16 protein-coding genes and 1 pseudogene are annotated in these 21,312 nt (G+C 66.9%); 12 read left to right on the top strand and 5 right to left on the bottom strand.

Features of this window, described 5'->3' with window-relative positions; genetic code table 11:
* The first annotated feature begins 22 nt into the window (after positions 1–22).
* Both LXM55_RS31535 and LXM55_RS31530 read left to right on the top strand, forming a co-directional pair.
* On the top strand, positions 23–1,912 hold the full coding sequence (locus LXM55_RS31535) for a PAS domain-containing sensor histidine kinase (protein WP_233324015.1): 1,890 nt from the start codon (positions 23–25) through the stop codon (positions 1,910–1,912).
* A complete protein-coding gene (locus LXM55_RS31530; RefSeq protein ID WP_233324013.1) occupies positions 1,909–2,544 on the top strand; it encodes a response regulator transcription factor in 636 nt (211 codons plus the stop codon). Before LXM55_RS31535 ends, LXM55_RS31530 begins: the two co-directional genes overlap by 4 nt.
* Positions 2,545–2,547: 3 nt before the next feature.
* Here LXM55_RS31530 and LXM55_RS31525 read toward each other — a convergent pair whose 3' ends face one another.
* The gene (locus tag LXM55_RS31525; protein ID WP_233324011.1) at positions 2,548–3,144 is read right to left on the bottom strand and encodes a TetR/AcrR family transcriptional regulator; all 597 of its coding nucleotides are present in this window, start codon (positions 3,142–3,144) and stop codon (positions 2,548–2,550) included.
* A complete protein-coding gene (locus LXM55_RS31520) occupies positions 3,137–3,988 on the bottom strand; it encodes a 3-hydroxybutyryl-CoA dehydrogenase (RefSeq protein ID WP_233324010.1) in 852 nt (283 codons plus the stop codon). Before LXM55_RS31520 ends, LXM55_RS31525 begins: the two co-directional genes overlap by 8 nt.
* A 171-nt stretch (positions 3,989–4,159) precedes the next feature.
* Between LXM55_RS31520 and LXM55_RS31515 the strand changes: the two genes are divergently transcribed.
* On the top strand, positions 4,160–5,173 hold the full coding sequence (locus LXM55_RS31515; protein WP_233324009.1) for an AraC family transcriptional regulator: 1,014 nt from the start codon (positions 4,160–4,162) through the stop codon (positions 5,171–5,173).
* A 644-nt stretch (positions 5,174–5,817) separates the two neighbouring features.
* Here LXM55_RS31515 and LXM55_RS31510 read toward each other — a convergent pair.
* Positions 5,818–7,686 carry a sigma-54-dependent Fis family transcriptional regulator gene (locus LXM55_RS31510; protein WP_233324008.1) on the bottom strand — a complete coding sequence of 623 codons (1,869 nt, stop codon included), beginning with the start codon at positions 7,684–7,686 and terminating at the stop codon, positions 5,818–5,820.
* A 341-nt stretch (positions 7,687–8,027) separates the two neighbouring features.
* Here LXM55_RS31510 and LXM55_RS31505 point away from each other — a divergent pair.
* From LXM55_RS31505 to LXM55_RS31480, 6 genes and pseudogenes are all read left to right on the top strand, one after another.
* Positions 8,028–9,103: pseudogene (locus tag LXM55_RS31505) on the top strand (ATP-NAD kinase family protein).
* Positions 9,104–9,105: 2 nt separating this feature from the next.
* Positions 9,106–10,083 carry a thiamine pyrophosphate-dependent dehydrogenase E1 component subunit alpha gene (locus LXM55_RS31500; RefSeq protein WP_019094732.1) on the top strand — a complete coding sequence of 326 codons (978 nt, stop codon included), beginning with the start codon at positions 9,106–9,108 and terminating at the stop codon, positions 10,081–10,083.
* A gap of 30 nt (positions 10,084–10,113) precedes the next feature.
* On the top strand, positions 10,114–11,127 hold the full coding sequence (locus LXM55_RS31495) for an alpha-ketoacid dehydrogenase subunit beta (RefSeq protein ID WP_233324006.1): 1,014 nt from the start codon (positions 10,114–10,116) through the stop codon (positions 11,125–11,127).
* On the top strand, positions 11,127–12,239 hold the full coding sequence (locus LXM55_RS31490) for an acetoin dehydrogenase dihydrolipoyllysine-residue acetyltransferase subunit (RefSeq protein ID WP_233324005.1): 1,113 nt from the start codon (positions 11,127–11,129) through the stop codon (positions 12,237–12,239). Before LXM55_RS31495 ends, LXM55_RS31490 begins: the two co-directional genes overlap by 1 nt.
* An 88-nt stretch (positions 12,240–12,327) precedes the next feature.
* Complete coding sequence (locus tag LXM55_RS31485) at positions 12,328–13,401, top strand: 2,3-butanediol dehydrogenase (protein WP_233324029.1); 1,074 nt, start codon at positions 12,328–12,330, stop codon at positions 13,399–13,401.
* Between the two features lie 143 nt (positions 13,402–13,544).
* Entirely contained in the window at positions 13,545–14,270 is a 726-nt protein-coding gene (locus tag LXM55_RS31480; protein WP_233324004.1) for a hypothetical protein, read from the top strand.
* Between the two features lie 255 nt (positions 14,271–14,525).
* On the opposite strand, the gene LXM55_RS31475 is transcribed toward LXM55_RS31480, so the two are convergent.
* Both LXM55_RS31475 and LXM55_RS31470 read right to left on the bottom strand, forming a co-directional pair.
* Complete coding sequence (locus LXM55_RS31475) at positions 14,526–15,812, bottom strand: MFS transporter (protein WP_233324002.1); 1,287 nt, start codon at positions 15,810–15,812, stop codon at positions 14,526–14,528.
* A gap of 75 nt (positions 15,813–15,887) precedes the next feature.
* Positions 15,888–17,267: a M20 family metallopeptidase gene (locus tag LXM55_RS31470; protein WP_233324000.1), complete on the bottom strand. Its 1,380-nt coding sequence runs from the start codon at positions 17,265–17,267 to the stop codon at positions 15,888–15,890.
* Positions 17,268–17,384: 117 nt separating this feature from the next.
* Here LXM55_RS31470 and LXM55_RS31465 point away from each other — a divergent pair, with 117 nt between their 5' ends.
* The 3 genes from LXM55_RS31465 to LXM55_RS31455 all read left to right on the top strand — a co-directional run bounded on the left by LXM55_RS31465 (position 17,385) and on the right by LXM55_RS31455 (position 20,752).
* Entirely contained in the window at positions 17,385–18,287 is a 903-nt protein-coding gene (locus LXM55_RS31465) for a LysR family transcriptional regulator (protein ID WP_233323998.1), read from the top strand.
* A 272-nt stretch (positions 18,288–18,559) separates the two neighbouring features.
* Positions 18,560–19,363, top strand: coding sequence for a 2,5-didehydrogluconate reductase DkgB (dkgB, locus tag LXM55_RS31460; RefSeq protein ID WP_233323997.1), 804 nt, complete (start codon positions 18,560–18,562; stop codon positions 19,361–19,363).
* A 216-nt stretch (positions 19,364–19,579) separates the two neighbouring features.
* Complete coding sequence (locus tag LXM55_RS31455; protein ID WP_233323994.1) at positions 19,580–20,752, top strand: MFS transporter; 1,173 nt, start codon at positions 19,580–19,582, stop codon at positions 20,750–20,752.
* Positions 20,753–21,312: the final 560 nt, after the last annotated feature.

Genomic DNA, 21,312 nt, shown 5'->3' with positions numbered 1-21,312 from the left:
CCACCCCACAGGTTGATCGACGATGCCCACCTCCACCCACCTGAGCCGCTGGTTGCAGCTACAGCGCGAAGGCCAGCTGCCGGACTCGCCCTGGCTGGGCCACGACCCGCAGCCGAGCCTGCTGCTGGACGCCCAGGCGCAGCCGCTGGACCTCAACCCGGCGCTGCGCCAGTGGCTCGACGGCAGCGCCAGCGCTGATGTCGCGGCCCTGCTGCCGATCAACCACACGGCCCTGGTGCGCGCTTGCCTGGAGCAGCAGCGCGCCATCGAACAGGTGGAAGCCCAGTGGGGCGAACGCATCCTGCTCTGGAGCTTCATCCCCGACCCTTTGCACCAGCGGGTGCTGGCGCGCTGTCAGGAGGCCACCGCCCAGGTCCAGGCCGAGCGCGAGTCGGCCAAGGCCCGGCGCCTGTACCGGCTGATCACCGAGAACACCACCGACCTGATTTCCCGGCACACCCCGGACGGCAGCTTCCTCGATGCCTCGCCGGCGTCCTGGACCCTGTTGGGCTACTGGCCCGAGCAACTGCGCGGCCTGCTGGCCCGCAGCCTGTTCCACAACCAGGACCTGGCCGGGCTGATGCAGCGCACCCAGGACGCCCTGGAGCAGGACGGCTACCACACCATGACCTACCGCATCCGCCATCGCGACGGCCATTACCTGTGGTTCGAGACCGCCTGCCGGGCGATCCGCGACACCTACACCGGCACCGTGGTCGAAGTGGTGGCGGTGTCCCGGGACATCACCGCCCGGGTCCAGGCCGAAGAGAACAAGCGGCGCCTGGCCGAAGTGGTGGAAGCCAACCCCGACCCGGTGCTGTTCATCCAGCCCGGCGGCGCGGTGACCTACCTCAACCCGGCGGCGCGACGCACCCTGGGGCTCGGGGCCGATCAGGCGATGCCCGGCCTGGCCTCGATACTCAGCGCGCACGTGCTGGACAGCCTGCAGCGCGAGGGCTGGGAGCGCGCCGAACGCAGCGGCCGCTGGAGCATCGAGGCGCGCCTGCAACCGCCGGCCGGCGGCGCCTCGGTGCCGGTGTCGCTGATGCTCCTGGCCCACCGCGCGGCCAGTGGCGAACGCTTCTATTCCCTGGTGGCCCACGACCAGAGCGAGCGCGAACTGCGCGAGGCCCAGCAGCGTCACCACCAGGACGAACTGGCCCACAGCGCGCGGCTGGTGACCCTGGGCGAACTGGCCTCGGGCATCGCCCACGAGATCAACCAGCCGCTGGCCGCTGTGGTCAATTACGCCAATGCCAGCCAACGTTACCTGCAAGCCCTGGACACCCAGCCCGAAGCCGCGCGCAAGGTCGCCCAGGGCCTGGAGCGGATCGCCGAACAGGCGACCCACGCCGCCGAAGTGATCAAGCGCCTGCGGGCCTTCCTGCGCAAGGGCGGGCGCCGCGTGCAGGCCCTGGACCTCGCCGAGGTGGCCCGGGAAACCGTGCGCCTGTGTGCCTGGGAAGCCCAGGCCAGCCAGGTGACGATCGACTTGCACCTGGCGGATAATCTGCCGCCGGTGTACGCCGACCGGGTGCTGCTGGAGCAGGTGCTGCTGAACCTGTTGCGCAACGCCATCGAGGCCAATCGCGAAGTGCATGGGCAGCAGGGCTCGCACATTGTGCTGGCGGCCGAGGCGACGACCGAAGGCGGGGTGCAGATCAGCGTCAGCGACCAGGGCCCCGGGGTCTGTGCCGAGCAACTGCCGCAGCTGTTCACCCCGTTCTACACCAGCAAGGCCAACGGCCTGGGGCTCGGGCTGTCCATGAGCCGCAGCATCGTCGAAGGCTTTGGCGGCGACTTGCAGGCCCAGCCCCAGGCGGTGGGCCTGCGCATGTGCTGCCGGCTGCCGGCCACCGCCCCGGCCGACCTCCCGGCAACTTCCCCCGCAACGACAGGAGCAAGGCAATGACGAGTGTGGCGCAGCAGCTGGTGTACGTGGTCGACGACGACCCAGGCATGCTTGACTCCACCGTCTGGCTCCTGGAGTCGGTGGGGCTCAAGGCCGTGCCCTTCACCAGCGGCCGGGAGTTTCTCGAACACTGCGACCCCAGCCTCAATGCCTGCGTGCTGCTGGATGTGCGCATGCCCGGCATGGGCGGCCTGAATGTCCAGGAAGAGCTGCGCCAGCGCGATATCCACCTGCCGCTGATCTTTGTCAGCGGCCACGCCGACGTGCCGATCGTGGTGCGCGCGTTCAAGGCCGGGGCGGTGGATTTCATCGAGAAGCCCTACAACGAACAGCTGCTGCTGGACAGCGTGCAGCAGGCCCTGAGCCGCGCCGACCGCCATCAGAGCCAGAGCGCCGGGCAGGCTCGGGTGCAGGCGTTGCTGGAAAGCCTGACGCCACGGGAGAAGGACGTGTTGCTGCCCCTGGTGCAGGGCTACAGCAACCGCGAGATCGCCGAACAGCTGGGGGTCAGCATCAAGACCATCGACTTGTATCGCTCACGGGTGATGAAGCGCATGCAGGCCGAGCACCTGCCGCAGTTGGTGGGCATGGCGATTGCCGCCGGCCTGGTGGACCCGCTGCAACTGCGCTGAGGCTCAGGCCACCGCGCTGTGCAGCGGCGCGCCACCCAGCAGGCGCTCGATGGCGCCGCTGAGCAGGTTTTCCAGCAGGGCTTCGCGTTCACGTTCGGGCAGCGGTTGTTCACTGAACCAGCTGGGGGCGCTGTTCAGCAGGTTGGCCAGGGCATGGGCGGCGGCGCGCTGGGCCGCCGCACCGAGGCCGGGCGGGGTGCCCAGCAGTTGCAGCAGCTGTTGCTCGTAACGCTCGCGCAATTGCCCGACCCGCACCTGCTGGTCGGGATTGAGGCAGCCGCTGTCACGTTCCACCAGGCGAAAATGCCGTGGCAATTCCCGGTGCAGTTTCAGGTGGGCGCGGATCAGCGCCGGCAGGCAGTCGCCTTGCAGCTTGCGTCGCTGCAGGCGCTTGAGGGTGCTGTGCAGCTCATCGAAGAACTCTTCGATCAGGTCCAGCAGCAGGTGCTGCTTGCTCGGGTAATGGTGGTACAGCGAGCCCGGGGTCAGCCCCAGATGGCTCGCCAGCTCACGCATGCCGACCTGGCCGAAGCCCTTGCTGGCGAACAGCTCCAGGGCCTTGTCGCGGCTTTCGGCAAAGCGTGAGCAGCGCTCAGCCATAGTGATGGAAACCCCGACCGGTCTTGCGCCCCAGGTAACCGGCGGCAACCATTTCCTTGAGCAGCGGCGCGGGGCGGTACTTGCTGTCGTTGAAGCCCTCGTAGAAGGCTTCGAGGATCGCCAGCAGGGTGTCCAGGCCGATCAGGTCGGCCAGGGCCAGCGGGCCGATCGGCTGGTTGCAGCCCAGGCGCATGCCGGCGTCGATGTCCTCGGCGCTGGCCAGGCCTTCCTGGAACACCAGGATCGCCTCGTTGATCATCGGCACCAGGATGCGGTTGACCACAAAACCCGGACGGTTGCCGGCGGTGATCGCGGTCTTGCCCAGGCGCTCGGCCATGTTCATGGCCAGGGTGTGGGTCGCGTCGCTGGTCTGCAGGCCGCGGATCACCTCGATCAGGCCCATCACCGGCACCGGGTTGAAAAAATGCAGGCCGATGAAACGCTCCGGCGCGCTGACGCTGGCGGCCAGTTGGGTGATCGACAGCGACGAGGTGTTGGAGGCGATCACGCACTCGGCGCTGACCTGGGCGGCAATCTGCTGCAGCACCTTGAGCTTGAGGTCGAGGTTCTCGGTGGCGGCTTCGATCACCAGTTGCGCATCCTTGAGCACGCCGTAGTCGGTGCTGATGCGGATCTTGCCCAGGGCGGCGAGCTTGTCGCCTTCGCTCAGGGTGCCCTTGCTCACCTGCCGGTCGAGGTTCTTGCCGATGGTGGCCAGGGCCTTTTCCAGGGCGCCCTGGGCGATGTCCAGCAGGGTCACGTCAAAGCCCGCCTGGGCGCAGACCTGGGCAATGCCGTTGCCCATGGTGCCGGCGCCGATCACCCCGATATTCGCAAGATTCATCTTCAGCTCTTCCTTTGTTCATGGCCTTCGCGGAGCATGGCGCGGTTGCCTTGCACAGCGTGTTATCCAGCGCGAGTCTAGAGCCCGGCACGGTGGCCGGCCTATGCCGAAAGCGGTCAAGCGTGCTGGCGTTTTTTGCCATAGGTCCAGCTTCGGGAGCACAGCCTCTACATGCGTGAAACGGATTCGGTCGCGGTCTACTTTGTCCGGGTGATGACCCACGCCCTGCGCCAGCAGCCGGCGCGCCTGGCGGCGGTGCTGAGCGAGGCAGGCATCGACCCGGCGTTGCTCGACCAGCCCCGGGCGCGGGTGCCCGGCAGCGCCTTTGCCGCCCTGTGGCTGATCCAGATCCGCGAATTGCAGGACGAATTCTTCCAGCTCGACTCCCGTGGCATGCCGCCGGGGGCCTTTGCCCTGATCTGCCGCGGGCTGATCCAGGAGCCCAACCTGGAGAAGGCCCTGCGCCAGTGCCTGAACAACTTTGGCCTGTTTTTACGGGACGTCGGTGCTCAGCTCAGCGTGCGCGGCAAGCGCGCGGTGATCAGCCTTGAAAGCCACTGCGCCGACCCGCTGCGCAGCCACTACGCCGAAGAAACCCTGCTGGTGCTGATCATCAGCCTGCTGTGCTGGCTGGGCGGGCGGCGGATTCCCATCGACCGCGCCGACTTTCGCCATTCCCGCCTGAGCCTCAGCGACGATGCGCTGCTGTGGGGCAGCAACCTGAGCTGGAATGCCGGGCGCACCGAGATCGAATTCGCCAGCCGCTTCCTGCGCCTACCGGTGGTCCAGGACCTGGCCTCGCTCAAGGTGTTCCTGCGCAGCGCCCCGCAATGGCTGGTGATCCGTTTTCGCAACCAGCACGGCCTGACCCGCCAGGTGCACCAACGCCTGCGGGGCAGCCACTACAGCCAGTGGCCGACCCTGGAAGCCTTTGCCCGCGAAGTGCAGATGAGCGCCAGCACCCTGCGCCGGCGCCTGGAGCGCGAGGGCGGTTCCTATCAAGAGATCAAGGACGAAGTGCGCCGCGGCGTCGCGGTCGAACTGCTGCGCCGCACCCACGTCAGCATCAGCGAGATTGCCGAGCTGACCGGCTTCCAGGAGCCCAGCGCCTTCCACCGCGCGTTCAAGAAATGGACCGGCGAAAGCCCCGGGCGCTACCGCGCGCGCCTCAACCCAACCCTGTAGCCGCTGCCGCAGGCTGCGCACGGCTCCGCAGGAGACGCGGGGATTTTGAAGGCGCTGAAGATTCGGCGGGAGACCGCCAAGCAAGGCCCTGCGGGCCTTTGCGCAGCTTCGCAGGCTCAGCAGCGGCTACACAGACCGCAGGGATCGCAGGGGTGGTTCTTGTAGCCGCTGCCGCAGGCTGCGAACGGCTCCGCAGGAGACGCGGGGATTTTGAAGGCGCTGAAGATTCGCCGGGAGATCGCCAGGCAAGGCCCTGCGGACCTTTGCGCAGCTTCGCCAAGGCTCAGCAGCGGCTACACAGACCGCAGGGATCGCAGGGCCGCTTCTTGTAGCCGCTGCCGCAGGCTGCGAACGGCTCCGTAGGAGACGCGGGGATTTTGAAGGCGCTGAAGATTCGGCGGGAGATCGCCAAGCAAGGTCCTGCGGACCTTTGCGCAGCTTCGCCAAGGCTCAGCAGCGGCTACACAGACCGCAGGGGGCGCAGGGGCGGTTCTTGTAGCCGCTGCCGCAGGCTGCGAACGGCTCCGTAGGAGACGCGGGGATTTTGAAGGCACTGAAGGTTCGGCGGGAGATCGCCAGGCAAGGCCCTGCGGGCCTTTGCGCAGCTTCGCGGGCTCAGCAGCGGCTACAGGTTTTCATTGGGGTTAGACCGGGCTGCGGCCGGGCATCTGGATGCCGTGCTGCTGCACGCGGCGGTACAGGGTGGCGCGGGAGATGCCCAGGGCCTTGGCCGCCGCCACGGGTTTCCAGCGGTGGCGCACCAGGGCGTCGAGCAGGGCCTGGCGTTCGGGGCTGGTGGCGCTTTCCTGGACGGGCTGGGCGCCGTCGGTGGTGGCGCCGCGCAGTTGCTCGGGCAAGTCCTGCAGCTGGATCAGCGGCCCTTCGCACACCGCGCAGGCGTAGCGCAGCACATGCCGCAGTTGCCGCACGTTGCCCGGCCAGCGGTAGCCCAGCAGGCATTCCAGCGCCGCATCGCCCAGTTGCACCGGCGCGCCGCAGCGCTTGGATTCCTCTTCGACTATCCGGGTGATCAGCGCCAGCCGGTCGCTGCGTTCGCGCAGCGGCGGCAGTTGAAAGCGCGCGCCACCGAGGCGGAAATACAGGTCCTCGCGAAAACTGCCCTCGGCCACCAGGGCTTCCAGGTCGCGGTGGGTGGCGCAGATCACCTGGATATCCACCGCCTTGCGTTGCGCGGCCCCCAGCGGCGCCACTTCACCCTCGGCCAGCACCCGCAGCAGGCGGGTCTGCAAGGCCAGGGGCATGTCGCCGATTTCATCGAGGAACAGGGTGCCGCCATCGGCCTGTTGCAGCAGCCCCTGCATGCCCTTGCTCGACGCCCCGGTAAAGGCCCCGGCGACATAGCCGAACAGCTCGCTCTCGATCAGGTTCTCGGGAATCGCCGCGCAGTTCACCGCGACGAAGGGCCGGTCCCGACGCTGGCTGGCCTGGTGCAACTGGCGGGCGAAGACTTCCTTGCCGGAGCCGGTCTCGCCCTGGATCAGCACCGGCAGGTGGCGGTCCTTGACCCGCACCGCCAGGCGCAGGCTCTGTTCCACTCGCGGGTCCAGCGGCTCGCCGGCCAGGCTCAGGCGCGGGCGGCTCTGAGGCCGGCGCGGCGCCTGCAAGCGGCCATGCAGCTCGGCGGACAGCGGGCACAGGACCTCGTCCCGGGCGCGTTGCAAGCGCTGCGGGTCGAACACCTGGGCGATGTGCTGCGGCAGCCGGCCAAAGCGTTGCAACAGGTAATGCCGCGCCGCCGGGTTCAGGGCCCGCAGGCAACCGTCGTCGTCCCAGGCCAGCAGGTAGTCCGGCTGGCTGTCGACATAACCCGGGCTGGCATGGGCCCGCAGCACCCAGTAGCCCTGTGCGCTGTTCATGAAGAACGCCTGTTCGATCTCCCGGGCGCTCTGCACCACCATCTGCCGGATCAGGTGCTGGGAACGGCGGTCGTCGGGGGAGCGCACTGCCGACACGTCCAGCACCCCCAGCAGCTCGCCCTGGGGGTCGAACACCGGGGCGGCGGAGCAGGTCAGGCCGATGAACGCGGCACGAAAATGGTCGCGCTTGTGCACGGTGATCGGCGTGCGCGCGGTGAGCACCGCGGCCACGCCGCAGGTGCCTTCTTCACCCTCCGACCAGCAGGTGCCCAGGTACAGCCCGGCCTTGCGGCAATCGTTGCGCAGGGTGGATTCCACCCGGTAGTCGATGGTCTGGCCCTGGGCGTCGGTGAGCAGCACGCAGTAGTCGGCGTCGCGCACCCGGCCATGCAGGCGGGCCACTTCTTCGCTGGCGATGCGCAGGAACAGCTCGGAGCGCTCGCGGCATTCCTTGAGCACGTTTTCCGAGAGGATGCGCGGCCCCTGCAGCGAGCCGGGGTCCAGCTGGTGCTGCTCCATGGAACGCCGCCAGGAATCGAGGATCAGGCTTGGCACCGGCGCCTGGGGCAGGTGCGCGGCGTTCTTCAGGACCCGGCTGACGCAGTCCACATGGGCTTTGGAGTGTGCGGAAAGCATGAAGGCCTCCGGTTGCAGCTTCTTATCGTTGTCGGCGCATTAAGCGCCGATCCGTGGCCCTCGACAAGCACCGGGCGGCGCCGTGGAGGCGCTGAGACGCAACGTCTCAGGATCTCGCCAAGGCCCCGTGCAGCCTGACATGCAACGTCTCACAGAAGGCTGGCTTCAAGGCGCCGCAGAAAACCTGTCAGCCGCTCTGGAACGGCCTTTTTCGCAGATTTTCCGACAACTGGCACCGGCCTTGCTCTGGCTCTGTTCAACCAGCGTTGACTGGCCCATCGAAGAATAAGAACGAGGTGCCCGATGTTTTCTCCTGCCTGTGTTCCGCCCGCGGTGAGCCCATGAGCCGCCGCCCCCTGACCGTCGGCATCATCGCCAACCCGGCCTCGGGCCGTGATGTGCGCCGTCTCACCGCCAACGCCGGCCTGTTCTCCAGCACCGACAAGGTCTCGGTGATCCAGCGCCTGCTGGCGGCCTTTGGCGCCACCGGCATCACCCAGGTGCTGATGCCCACCGACATGACTGGCATCGCCGCCGCGGTGCAGAAGAACAGCCGCAGCCGCCAGGCCCGGGAGCAGCACTGGCCGGCCCTGGAATTCCTCGACCTGACCTTGCGCCAGAGCGTCGAGGACACCCGCCAGGCCGCGCGCTGGATGGCCGAGCGCGGGGTGGCGCTGATCGCCGTGCTCGGCGGCGACGGCACCCACAAGGCGGTGGCCGCCGAGGTCGGTGACATCCCGCTGCTGACCCTGTCCACCGGCACCAACAACGCCTTTCCGGAACTGCGCGAAGCCACCAGCGCCGGCCTCGCCGGTGGGCTCTACGCCAGCGGCCGGGTGCCGGCCGAGATTGCCCTGCGGCGCAACAAGCGCCTGCTGGTGCGCGAGCCGTCCCGGGGCCTGAGCGAAGTGGCCCTGGTGGACGTGGCGGTGTCGCCCCTGGCCTTTGTCGGTGCCCGGGCCATCAGTCGCGCCAGCGACCTGGCGCAGGTCTTCGTGACCTTCGCCGAACCCCAGTCCATCGGCATTTCCGCGCTTTGCGGGCTGTGGCTGCCGGTCACCCGCCAGGAGCCCCACGGCGCCTGGATGCGCCTGGACCCGCACTCCCCCGAAGCGCTGCTGGTGCCCCTGGCCCCCGGCCTGCTGCAGGGCTGCGGCGTGCTGGAGGCCGGCTACCTGCAACCGGAGGTGCCCCAGCCCTTGTGCCTGAGCGCCGGCACCCTGGCCCTGGATGGCGAGCGCGAGATCGAATTCAACCCCCACGACCGGCCCACGGTCACCCTGGATGCCGGCGGCCCGCTGAGCATCGACGTCAACGCGGTCCTGGCACACGCGGCGCGCCAGCGCCTGCTGGCCATCGACCGCCATCACCGGCAACACCCCGTGAACCTTCAGTCCGAAGACACCCTGGAGAATAAAAATGTCGACACCCCTGACCACTGACCAGTTGCTCCACGCCTACCGGGTGATGCGCACCATCCGCGCATTCGAAGAACGCCTGCACGTGGAATTCGCCACCGGCGAGATCCCCGGTTTCGTCCACCTCTACGCCGGGGAAGAAGCCTCCGCCGCCGGGGTCATGGCCCACCTGCGCGACGATGACTGCATCGCCTCCAACCACCGTGGCCACGGCCATTGCATCGCCAAGGGCGTGGACGTCTACGGGATGATGGCGGAGATCTACGGCAAGAAGACCGGGGTCTGCCAGGGCAAGGGCGGCTCCATGCACATCGCCGATTTCGAGAAGGGCATGCTCGGCGCCAACGGCATCGTCGGTGCCGGGGCGCCGCTGGTGGTGGGCGCGGCCCTGGCCGCCAGGTTGCAAGGCACCGACGGCGTGTCGGTGGTGTTCTTCGGCGACGGCGGCTCCAACGAAGGCGCGGTGTTCGAGGCCATGAACATGGCGTCGGTGTGGAACCTGCCGTGCCTGTTCATCGCCGAGAACAACGGCTACGCCGAGGCCACGGCCTCCAACTGGTCGGTGGCTTGCGATCACATCGCCGACCGCGCCGCCGGCTTCGGCATGCCCGGGGTGACGGTGGACGGTTTTGACTTCTTTGCCGTGCACGAAGCCGCCGGCGCCGCCGTGGAGCGCGCCCGGGCCGGGGAGGGGCCGTCGCTGATCGAGGTCAAGCTGACCCGCTACTACGGCCACTTCGAGGGCGACGCCCAGACCTACCGCGCCCCCGACGAGGTCAAGCATTACCGCGAGCACAACGACTGCCTGATGCAGTTCCGCGAGCGCACCACCCGTTCGGGGCTGGTGCAGGCCAGCCAGCTGGACCAGATCGATGCCGACGTGGAAGCGCTGATCGAGGACGCGGTGCGCAAGGCCAAGACCGACCCTAAACCGAGCCCCGCCGATCTGCTGAGCGATGTGTACGTCGCTTACCCATAACGCCCCACAGAACAACAAGAGACCACCATCATGGCGAGAAAAATCAGTTACCAGCAGGCCATCAACGAAGCCCTGGCCCAGGAAATGCGTCGCGACCCCAGCGTGTTCATCATGGGTGAAGACGTGGCGGGCGGTGCCGGCGCCCCCGGCGACAACGACGCCTGGGGCGGCGTGCTCGGGGTGACCAAGGGCCTCTACCATCAGTTCCCCGGGCGGGTGCTGGATACCCCGTTGTCGGAAATCGGCTACGTCGGTGCCGCGGTCGGCGCCGCCACCCGTGGCGTGCGCCCAGTGTGCGAGTTGATGTTCGTCGACTTCGCCGGCTGCTGCCTGGACCAGATCCTCAACCAGGCGGCGAAGTTTCGCTACATGTTCGGCGGCAAGGCCCAGACCCCGCTGGTGATCCGCACCATGGTCGGCGCCGGCCTGCGCGCCGCGGCCCAGCACTCGCAGATGCTCACCTCGCTGTGGACCCACATCCCCGGGCTGAAAGTGGTCTGCCCCTCATCGCCCTACGACGCCAAGGGCCTGCTGATCCAGGCGATCCGCGACAACGACCCGGTGATCTTCTGCGAGCACAAGCTGCTCTACAGCCTGCAGGGCGAAGTGCCGGAAGAGTCCTACGCGATTCCCTTCGGCGAGGCCAACTTCCTGCGCGATGGCAAGGACGTGACCCTGGTGTCCTACGGGCGCACGGTGAACACCGCGCTGGAGGCGGCCCGCGCGCTGGCCGGGCGCGGCATCGACTGCGAAGTCATCGACCTGCGCACCACCAGCCCGCTGGATGAAGACAGCATCCTGGAAAGCGTGGAGAAAACCGGGCGCCTGGTGGTGATCGACGAAGCCAACCCGCGCTGCTCGATGGCCACCGACATCTCGGCGTTGGTGGCGCAGAAAGCCTTCGCGTCGCTCAAGGCACCGATCGAAATGGTCACCGCACCGCATACCCCGGTGCCGTTCTCCGACGCCCTGGAAGACCTGTACATCCCCGACGCGGCGAAGATCGAAAAAGCCGTGCTCACCGTGATCGAGTGGAGCCGCTAATGAGCCAGATCCATACCCTGACCATGCCCAAGTGGGGCCTGTCGATGACCGAGGGCCGGGTCGATGCCTGGCTCAAGGAAGAAGGGCAGAGCATCAGCAAGGGCGATGACGTGCTGGACGTGGAGACCGACAAAATCTCCAGCAGCGTCGAGGCGCCGTTCTCCGGCGTCCTGCGCCGGCAGGTCGCCCGCCAGGACGAGACCCTGGCGGTGGGCGCGCTGCTGGGCATCGTAGTCGAAGGCGAGGCCAGCGACGCCGAGATCGACGCGGTGATCGCGCAGTTCCAGGCCAGCTTCGTGCCCGGCGACAGCGCCGACGAAGACAGCGGCCCGGCGTCGCAGAAGGTGGAAATCGGCGGTCGGCTGATCCGCTATTTCGAGCGCGGCGAAGGCGGCACGCCGCTGCTGCTGGTGCACGGTTTTGGCGGCGATCTCAACAACTGGCTGTTCAACCACGAGGCCCTGGCCGCCGGGCGCCGGGTGATCGCCCTCGACCTGCCGGGCCACGGCGAATCGGCTAAGGCCCTGCAACGGGGCGACCTCGATGAGTTGAGCGAGGTGCTGCTGGCGCTGCTGGATCACCTGGACATTCCCGTGGCCCATCTGGTGGGCCACTCCATGGGCGGCGCGGTGTCCCTCAACACCGCGCGGCTGGCGCCGCAGCGGGTGTGTTCGCTGACCCTGATCGGCAGCGCCGGCCTGGGCCGCGAGATCAACGGCGACTACCTGCAAGGCTTCGTCGAGGCCAGCAACCGCAACGCGCTCAAGCCGCAGCTGGTGCAGCTGTTCTCCAACGCCGAGCTGGTGAACCGGCAGATGCTCGACGACATGCTCAAGTACAAGCGCCTGGAAGGGGTGCAGGCGGCCCTCGGGCAGCTTGCGCAACAGCTGTTCGCCGACGGCCGCCAGCAGGCCGACCTGCGCCCGGTGGTGCAGGACGGCGCGCAGCCGGTGCTGGTGATCTGGGGCAGCGACGACCGGATCATCCCGGTCAGCCACAGCGCCGATCTCAAGGCGCAGATCGAGGTGCTGCCGGGGCAGGGGCACATGCTGCAGATGGAAGCGGCGGAGCAGGTCAACCGCCTGATCCTCGACTTCATTCGCCAGCACTGAGGTGTGCTGCGGCGGCCAGGGGGCCGTCGCAGCCCTATAACAATCAGGAGAAGCCAAGATGAGTGTTTCCCTCAAGTCCGTTCCGAGCATGCGCGCCGCGGTCTGGCACGGCCGCCACGATATCCGCGTCGAAGACGTGCCGCTGCCGGATGCGCCGCCCGCCGGCTGGGTGCAGATCCGCGTCGACTGGTGCGGCATCTGCGGTTCCGACCTGCACGAATACGTGGCTGGGCCGGTGTTCATTCCGGTGGACGCGCCGCACCCGCTGACCGGGATCAAGGGCCAGTGCATCCTCGGCCACGAGTTCTGCGGCGAGATCGTCGCCCTGGGCGAAGGGGTCCAGGGGTTCAGTGTCGGCCAGCCGGTGGCCGCCGACGCCTGCCAGCACTGCGGCACCTGCTACTACTGCACCCACGGCCTGTACAACATCTGCGAAAACCTGGCCTTTACCGGGCTGATGAACAACGGCGCCTTCGCCGAATTGGTCAATGTGCCGGCCAACCTGCTGTACGCCTTGCCGGCCAACTTTCCCGCCGAGGCCGGGGCGCTGATCGAGCCGCTGGCGGTGGGCATGCACGCGGTGAAAAAGGCCGGCAGTTTGCTCGGGCAGAACGTGGTGGTGGTCGGCGCCGGCACCATCGGCCTGTGCACCATCATGTGCGCCAAGGCCGCCGGCGCGGCCCAGGTGATCGCCCTGGAAATGTCCGGCGCGCGCAAGGCCAAGGCCCTGGAGGTGGGCGCGACCCACGTGCTCGACCCCAAGGAATGCGACGCCCTGGCCGAGGTCAAGCGCTTGACCGGCGGGCTGGGGGCCGATGTCAGCTTCGAGTGCATTGGCAACAAGCACACCGCCAAGCTGGCCATCGACCTGATCCGCAAGGCCGGCAAATGCGTGCTGGTGGGGATCTTCGAAGAGCCCAGCGAGTTCAACTTCTTCGAGCTGGTGGCCACCGAGAAACAGGTGCTGGGGGCCCTGGCCTACAACGGTGAATTCGCCGATGTGATCGCCTTTATCGCCGATGGTCGGCTGGACATTGCGCCCCTGGTGACCGGGCGCATCCAGCTGGAAGAGATCGTCGGCCAGGGCTTCGAGGAGCTGGTCAACAACAAGGAACACAACGTCAAGATCATCGTTTCCCCCGGTCCGTTGCGACGCCCTTAAGGGGCGCTCTTTGGCGATGGCCGGCAGCGGCCATCGCACTTTTTTACAGTTTTGCGTTCTATCACCAGGCCTGGCCGCGCCGATCCCCGCCGCAGCCCGTGAATTTCGACCCGGTGCCGATGGCCTACGCTCCCTCTTTTTGCATGATGCAAACCCGCTTTGCGCGCCTGTTCCTGGTGGCGCTGCTGATGCTTGGCGCCACCGCCTGCACCCAGCAGCAAGGCCGCGATCTGGCCAAACAGTTTCGTGAAGGCAAGCCTGACGAATTCTTCCAGACCAGCGTCGATCGCATGGCCACCATCGGCATGCGCGACAACCTGCAGAGCCTGTACCTGTTGATGGGCAAGCTCTACCTGCGCAATCCCAGCCAGTGGCGCAAGTCGGGTTTTCCTGATGGCACCACGGCTCAGCGGGAGATCCGCAACGCCATCGAAAAGCGCCAGCCACTGCCGGCCCTGGGGGATCGCCGCGACCTGGCGGCCCTGAGTTATTCCCTGAGCCCGGAGTTTCAGGGGGATCGGGTCGGGGCCTTCATCTATGCCATTGGCAGCATGCTGGTCACCGCCCACGGCGGGCGGACCGAGTTCTACATGACCGACAGCATCGACCCGCAGTTCATCAGCAACGCCGCGCGCAATATCGAGAAGGCCACCTGGCTGCTGAGCCAGCGCCAGGATGCCAACGGGGTGCTGTTGCTGTTTTCCAACGAGATTTCCGAGGAGGGCAGCAACCTGAGTTTTGCCGTGGAGTTCGGCAAGATCGTCGCGCGCCTGGATCTGCTGACGCAGATCCTTGATGAGCGTTATCGAAGGGTGGGGCTCAATTATGCGCAGAGCCTGTTGCTGATGAACTTTCTGCCGGTGCAGTAGCGAAAGCAGGACACTCATCTTTTTGTGGCGAGGGAGCGTGCTCCCGCTCGGGCGCGTAGCGGTCGTAAACCTGTGGGTGCGGTTAGACACGCTGCGTGTACGGCTGGCGCTCGCCAAGCAAGGCCCTGCGGGCCTTTTCGCAGCTTCGCAAGCTCAGCAGCGGCTACAACGATCGCGTAACTTCAGGCCATGCTGGTGCTGGCGTGGCGCAGCTTGGCATAGGCCGTTGTTTTCCAGGGACGCCTCGCGTTGGCTTCACTTCAGCTTGAGCTTTTTCCCCGCCATGAAGATCGCCCCGACACTCAAGCATGCCGCCAGCATCAGGTAGAAACTCGGCGCCAGTTGCGAGCCGGTCAGGGCTATCAGCCCGGTGGCGATCACCGGGGCAAAACCACCGAAGATCGTCACCCCCAGGTTGTAGCTCAGGGACATGCCGGTGACCCGGGTGCGCACCGGGAAGATGTCCGCCATCAGCGAAGGCAATGGGGCGAAGTACACCGCCTTGATCAGGGCCATCATCGCCACCACCAACAGCAGGGAGCTGGCGCTGGGGCGGCTGTTGAGCCAGAAGAACGCCGGCAGGATCGCCACGGCGTAGACCACCGCGGCTGCCAGCATGATTTTCAGGCGCCCGATATGGCCGGACAGGTAGCCGACGATGGGCGTGACTAGGGTCAGGATCAGGCCGCCGGTGAGGGTCGCCAAAAAGCCCGAGGACTGGGCGATGTTCAGGCTGGTGGCAGCGTAGGACGGCATGTACTGGATCATGTAGTTCGAGGCGGTGGACACCACCAGGGTGCCCATGGCGATCAACAGCAGGGTCTTCTGGGTCACCAGCACTTCGCGCAATGGGCGCTCCCCTGGTTCGCTGGCCTTGAAGTCCGGCGACTCGTCCACCGTGCGGCGGATGTACAGGCCCACCGGGCCCAGCAGCAGGCCGAAGAAGAACGGTACGCGCCAGCCCCAGTCGAGCATCTGCTGGGGATCGAGGTGCTTGGTCAGGAAGTAGCCGAAGGTCGAGGCGATGACCACGCCAAAGCCCTGGCTGGCGAATTGCAGGCTGGCGACAAAGTGTCGGGTACGCTCGGGCGCGTGTTCCAGCATGAAGGCGGTGGAGGTGCCGAACTCGCCGCCCGCGGAGAAGCCTTGCAGCAGCCGGGCCAGGAGGATGCCGATCGGCGCGGCGATACCCAGGGTGGCGTAGCTGGGCATGATGGCGATCAGCAGGGTGCCGGCCAGCATGATCAGGATCGACAGGCTCAGGGCTTTCTTGCGCCCCCTGCGGTCGGCGTAGGAGCCCAGTACCGCGGCGCCCAGTGGGCGGATCAGGAACGAGATGCCAAAGGTGGCAAAGGCCAGCAGCAGGGAGAAGGTCGGGTCGTTCGTGGGAAAGAACACCTGGCTGATGTTCAGGGCGAAGTAGGCGTAGATCGACAGGTCGAACCACTCCAGGGTGTTGCCGATCAAGGCGGCGCCTATGGGTTTCCACAGGGGTTTATGTTCGACCCGGATCGCGGTCGAGGTGGCGGTTAACTCGGTCATAACGGGCGCTCCTGCTTATTGTTGGAGTGTGAGCGACAGCTACCCGGCGCGAGCCGGGCGGGGTAGGCAACGGCATCAGCTCCGGGGCAGGTCCCCCAGGTCCCAGAACAGTGCGGTCATGATTTCCAGCCCTTCGCGAATTACCGGCAGCAGCAGGTGTTCGTCCGGGGCGTGCTGCGAGCAGCCGGGATAGGAATGTGGAATCCACAGCGTCGGCAACCCCAGTACTTCGGCGAAGATATCGTTGGGCAGGGTGCCCGCCAGGTTCGGCAGCAGGGCCAGGCGGCGCGGGCTGCTACCGGCGATGGAGGTGCGGGCGAACCTGACCCAGGGGTTGTCCGGGTCCAGGCGGGTGGCCGGGGAGCAACGCTCCATGATGATCTGCACCTGGCTGAAGCCTTCGCGGTCCAGGTGCGTGCGCAGCAGTTGTTCAAGCTGCTGCCAGGGGGTGCCGAGGACAAAGCGCAATTGGCAGAAGGCCACGGCGCGGGGCGGAATGGCGTTCACCGGCTTCTGCGGGTTGCCGGTGCTGAAGGCGAGGACTTCCAGGGTGTTCCAGGCGAACAGGCGTTCCCCCAGGGTCAGCCCCGGCTCGCCCCAGTCTTCGTCCAGGGGCCGGCCCAGGGAGTCGCGGTCAATCTCCAGGTCGGCGATGGCCGCGCGCACGTTGTCGGGAATGCTCGCCGGCACCAGTTCGCGGCAGCGGATGCGGCCGTTCTGGTCCACCAGGCTGGCCAGGGCGTTGGCCAGGACCACGCCGGGATTGCTCATGACCCCGCCCCAGTTGCCCGAGTGCAGGCCCTTGTCGCGGGTGTTGAGCTCCAGGCGGAACTGCGCCGAGCCGCGGGAACCGAGGAACAGCGTCGGCCGCGCCTGATTCAGCCGTGGGCCGTCGGAGGCGATGAATACATCGGCCCGCAGCAATTCACGCTGCTCCTGGCACAGTTGGCGCAGGCCCGGGGAACCGGCTTCCTCGCCCATCTCGAACAGCAGCTTGAGGTTGAAGCCCAGGCGTCCGTCGCGGGCCTTGAGCACCTGTTCCAGGGCGGTCAGGTTGATGCTGTGCTGGCCCTTGTTGTCGGCGGTGCCACGGCCGTACCAGCGCTCGCCTTCCAGGGTCAGCTGCCAGGGATTCAGGCCCGCGCGCCACTGTTCGGCATGGCCGGGCACCACATCGCCATGGCCGTAGCTGAGCACCGTGTGCAGGGCCGGGTCTTCCAGGCGCGTGGCAATCAGGAAGGGCCCGCCGGCCTCGGGGTTGGCCAGCAGTTGGCAGTCGAAGCCCAGGCGCTGCAACAGCGGCTGGATTTCTTCCAGCAGGTAGCGCGGCAGTTCCTCGGCGTGGGCCGGGTCCTGGCTGTCACTGCGAAACGCTACGCGGCGTCGCAGGTCCTGTTCAAAGTGGCCGTCGTCCAGGTACTGGCGGGCGCCGGCGAGGGCAGCTTGCTTGGTCATTGCAACTCCGGTCGGGCAAGGGGAACGGGCCCATGGTGGAGTTGGCCAAGGCATCTGTATATTGCTGTTTTTTGAAGGCGTCATTCTAAAAATTGGATGCCTTGCAAGGGGATGCACATGGACTATCGGTATTTTTTGGCGGTGATCGATGCCGGTTCCCTGGCGGCGGCGGGGGAGCGCTTGCATATCGCCCCGAGCGCGGTGAGCCGGCAGATCGCCCTGCTGGAAGAGAGCGTCGGCGTGGCGCTGTTCGAGCGGCGCCCGCGCGGCATGCAACTCACCGCCGCCGGCGAAGCCCTGGCCGAGCATGCCCGGCGTACCTGGCTGGAACAGGAGAACATCCTTGCCGAGCTGCGCGGTGAGGGTTACCCGGGGGCCAAGGTCATCCGCCTGGTGTCCACCGAGGGGCTGTCGCGGTATTTCCTGCCGCGGGTGCTGCTGGAGCATTACCGCTTGCGGCCCGGGGCCGAGTATCGGCTGGAGGTGGTCTCGCCCCATGAATGCGTGCAGCGCATTCGCCGGGGCGAAGCGGATGTGGGGCTGACCTTCAGCACCGAGCCGGTGGAGGGGGTGAATGTGTGCTACTCGATCCGCTCGCCGATTCGCGCCCTGATGCGCGCCGGGCACCCGCTGGCCGGCGCCGGGGTGCTGTCCCTGCAACAGATGCAGGCGTTTCCGGTGGCCCTGACGCCCAAGGGCACCACCCAGCGGCAGTTGCTGGATCTGGTGTGCCAGATGGATGGCCTGAGCTTTGATCAGGTGATGACCTGCAACTTTTCCGGCGCCCTGCATGAGTTTGTGCGCCAGTCGGATACGGTGGCCTTTGCCAGCGCCATCAGTGGCGAGGGGCAGGGGATGGATGGGCTGGTGTCGGTGCCGCTGTCCAACCCGCGGTTGGCGGATCGGGATGTTCAGGTGTTGACCATGCCCAAGCGGGTATTGCCGGAAAGCCTGGGGTTCTTTATCGAGACGTTGATTGCGCAGTTGCAGAAGGAAGGCGGCCGCAGCCGAAAAATCTGAGGGTACGGTTCCGGCCGAGTGCGTTCCGTAGCCGCTGGCGAGGCGGCACGAAGGGCCGCGGGCCCTTGCCGGGCGGCGGGTCATTTGCGTCAGCGGCACCCGGACACCGGCGATTGATGATTTCTAGTCAAAGGACTTTGCTGCGCAGGCGGCTTAATCCAGCCCCCGCGGCTGGACATACTACGCGCCATCGCAACGACAGGCCGGCCTCGGGCCACCGCGCCCGGCAGCCATCCAGTCGTCCTTCGACATCCATTATCTGGAGCAGATTCATGAGTATTCCTTCCTTTGGCCTCGGCACCTTTCGTCTGACCGGACAGGCCGTCATCGATTCGGTGAAATCCGCCCTGGCGCTGGGCTATCGCGCGATCGACAGCGCGCAGATCTACGGCAACGAGGCTGATATCGGCCAGGCCATCGCCGAGAGTGGCGTAGCGCGCTCCGACCTGTTTCTCACCAGCAAGATCTGGGTCGACCACTACGCCGCCGACAAGCTGATCCCCAGCCTGCGCGAGAGCCTGGCGAAATTGCGTACCGATTACCTCGACCTGACCCTGATCCACTGGCCGGCGCCCGGAAATGGCGTCGAGCTGGCAGAGTTCATGGCGGCCCTGGCCGAGGCCAAGAAGCTGGGCCTGACCCGGCAGATCGGTATTTCCAACTTCAATATCGAGCTGACCCGGCAAGCCATCGCGGTGGTGGGCAAAGAGCAGATCGCCACCAACCAGATCGAGCTCAGCCCCTACCTGCAGAGCCACAAGTTGACCGCGTTCCTCAAGGAGCAGGGGATTCCCGTCACCTCCTACATGACCCTGGCCTACGGCAAGGTGCTCAAGGACCCGGTGCTCGCCGAGATCGCCGCCAAGCACCAGGCCACCGTGGCCCAGGTGGCGCTGGCCTGGGCCATGCAACTGGGTTACGCGGTGATTCCTTCGTCCACCCGGCCCGAGAACCTGGCCAGCAACCTGCTTGCCATCAGCCTGCGCCTGGACGACGCAGACATGGCACGCATCGCCGGGCTCGAGCGCAACGGCCGTGAAGTCAGCCCCGAAGGCCTGGCGCCGATCTGGGACTGAGCCACCTGGCCACGCTCCCGGGGATGCCGAGGGCGTGGCCGGGAGCCTCCGGGCCGCAGGCTGCTGCCGGCCCATTGGCCGCTCGCCGACCTATTTTCCATGCACCACCGGAGTTCTCTGAATGAGCCACCCGATTCCCCTGCCAGCCTTGGCCGGCCGCCGCTTCCCGCGCGGATACCCGAACCTGAGCGCGCTGCTCGGCCAGGAGGCGGCGCAATGAAATCCGGACGCGTCCTGTTCGCCCTGGCCATCGGTGCCTTTGGCATCGGCACCACCGAATTCGCCCCCATGGGCCTGCTGCCGGTGATCGCTGAAGGCGTAGGCGCAAGCATTCCCAGCGCCGGCATGCTGGTCACCGCCTATGCCATCGGTGTGATGCTCGGGGCACCGATCATGACCCTGCTGTTCAGCCGTTTTGGCAAGCGCGCCGCGTTGATGATGCTGATGAGCATCTTCACCCTCGGCAACCTGCTCTCGGCCCTGGCGCCGGACTACTACAGCCTGCTGGCTTCGCGCCTGGTCACCAGCCTCAACCATGGCGCCTTCTTCGGCCTTGGCGCGGTGGTGGCTGCCAGCGTGGTGCCCAAAGACAAGCAGGCCAGCGCCGTGGCCACCATGTTCATGGGCCTGACCATCGCCAATATTGGCGGGGTGCCCGCGGCCACCTGGCTCGGCCAGCAAGTGGGCTGGCGCCTGGCGTTCGCCGGCACCGCCGGGCTCGGTGTGCTGGCCATCGCCGCCCTGTGGTACGCCCTGCCCAGGGGCGAGCGCGGCAAGGTGCCCGATGTGCGCCGTGAGCTGGCGGTGATCGTCCGGCCGAACGTGCTGCTGGCCCTGGCCACCACCGTGCTCGGCGCCGGTGCCATGTTCACCCTCTACACCTACGTAGCCCCGGTGCTGAGCGAGCTGACGGGGGCATCGAACCGCTTCGTCACCCTCGGCCTGGTACTGATCGGGGTCGGCTTCACCCTCGGCAACAGCCTGGGCGGGCGCCTGGCCGACTGGTCGCTGGATGGCGCGGCGCGGATCTTCCTCGGGGCCCTGGCGCTGATCATGCTGCTGATGCCGCTGCTGCTGGGCAGTCATGTCGGTGCGGCTCTGGCCTTGCTGGTTTGGGGCGTGTTTACCTTCGCCGTGGTGCCGCCCTTGCAGATGCGAGTGATGATCGCCGCCGCGGAGGCCCCGGGGTTGGCTTCGTCGATCAATGTCGGTGCCTTCAACCTGGGTAATGCGCTGGGCGCCGCGCTCGGTGGCGCCGCCATCAGCCAGGGTCTGGGTTATGCCGCGGTCCCCGTCGCCGGTGGCCTGCTGGCCGCATCCGGGCTATTGCTGGTGTGGGTCGGCGGCAGCGGCAAGGCAACCGACACTGCCTTGAGCGACGCCGTATGAGATCAAGGCCCGGGCATCCCGCTTCGGGCCTTGCTCATGGATGGCCCATTGCTGCGAGCGAGCGCATGTCCCCGTCGGCCACCAGCCATGCCCTGTCGCGGTTGCGTACGGCCTTTGCCGATCAGCTGTTCATTCGTCATCCCCGCGCAATTGCTTCACGCCGCTGGCCACGGAGTTGATGCCAAACGTGGCGGCGGCGCTGGTGCCTTGGTTTCCCGGTCCTTTTTATCGCCAGTTGACCTTGCGCATTCATGCGGAGCAGTTGGCTTCGGCGTTTGACCAGGAGGGGGAAATTCCCTGGTCGGGGGATCAGGGGGCGCAGGAGGTTGTGATGCCGCGTACCGGGCATAGGTTCAGGTTTTCGCATCCTGGTGCTTATTCGTTTGAGATTTGCAGGTTTTTGCGGGGGGGGGCTTTGAGTGGGGGCATATCCGTTGCTGCGGGTGTGGCCACTGGCGGTTTCGCTCTTACAGCGACTCACTTTGGAAAAGCCCCAAAGTAAGCAAAACGCTCCTGCCCCCGCATCCGGCGCCTCGCCTAGGCTCGGCGTGCCCTCGCTC

Source organism: Pseudomonas sp. Au-Pse12, assembly GCF_021341665.1.
Taxonomy (GTDB): Bacteria; Pseudomonadota; Gammaproteobacteria; order Pseudomonadales; family Pseudomonadaceae; genus Aquipseudomonas.
Note: the sequence above shows the minus strand (reverse complement) of the source record. Positions and strands in the feature narration are given on the sequence as shown.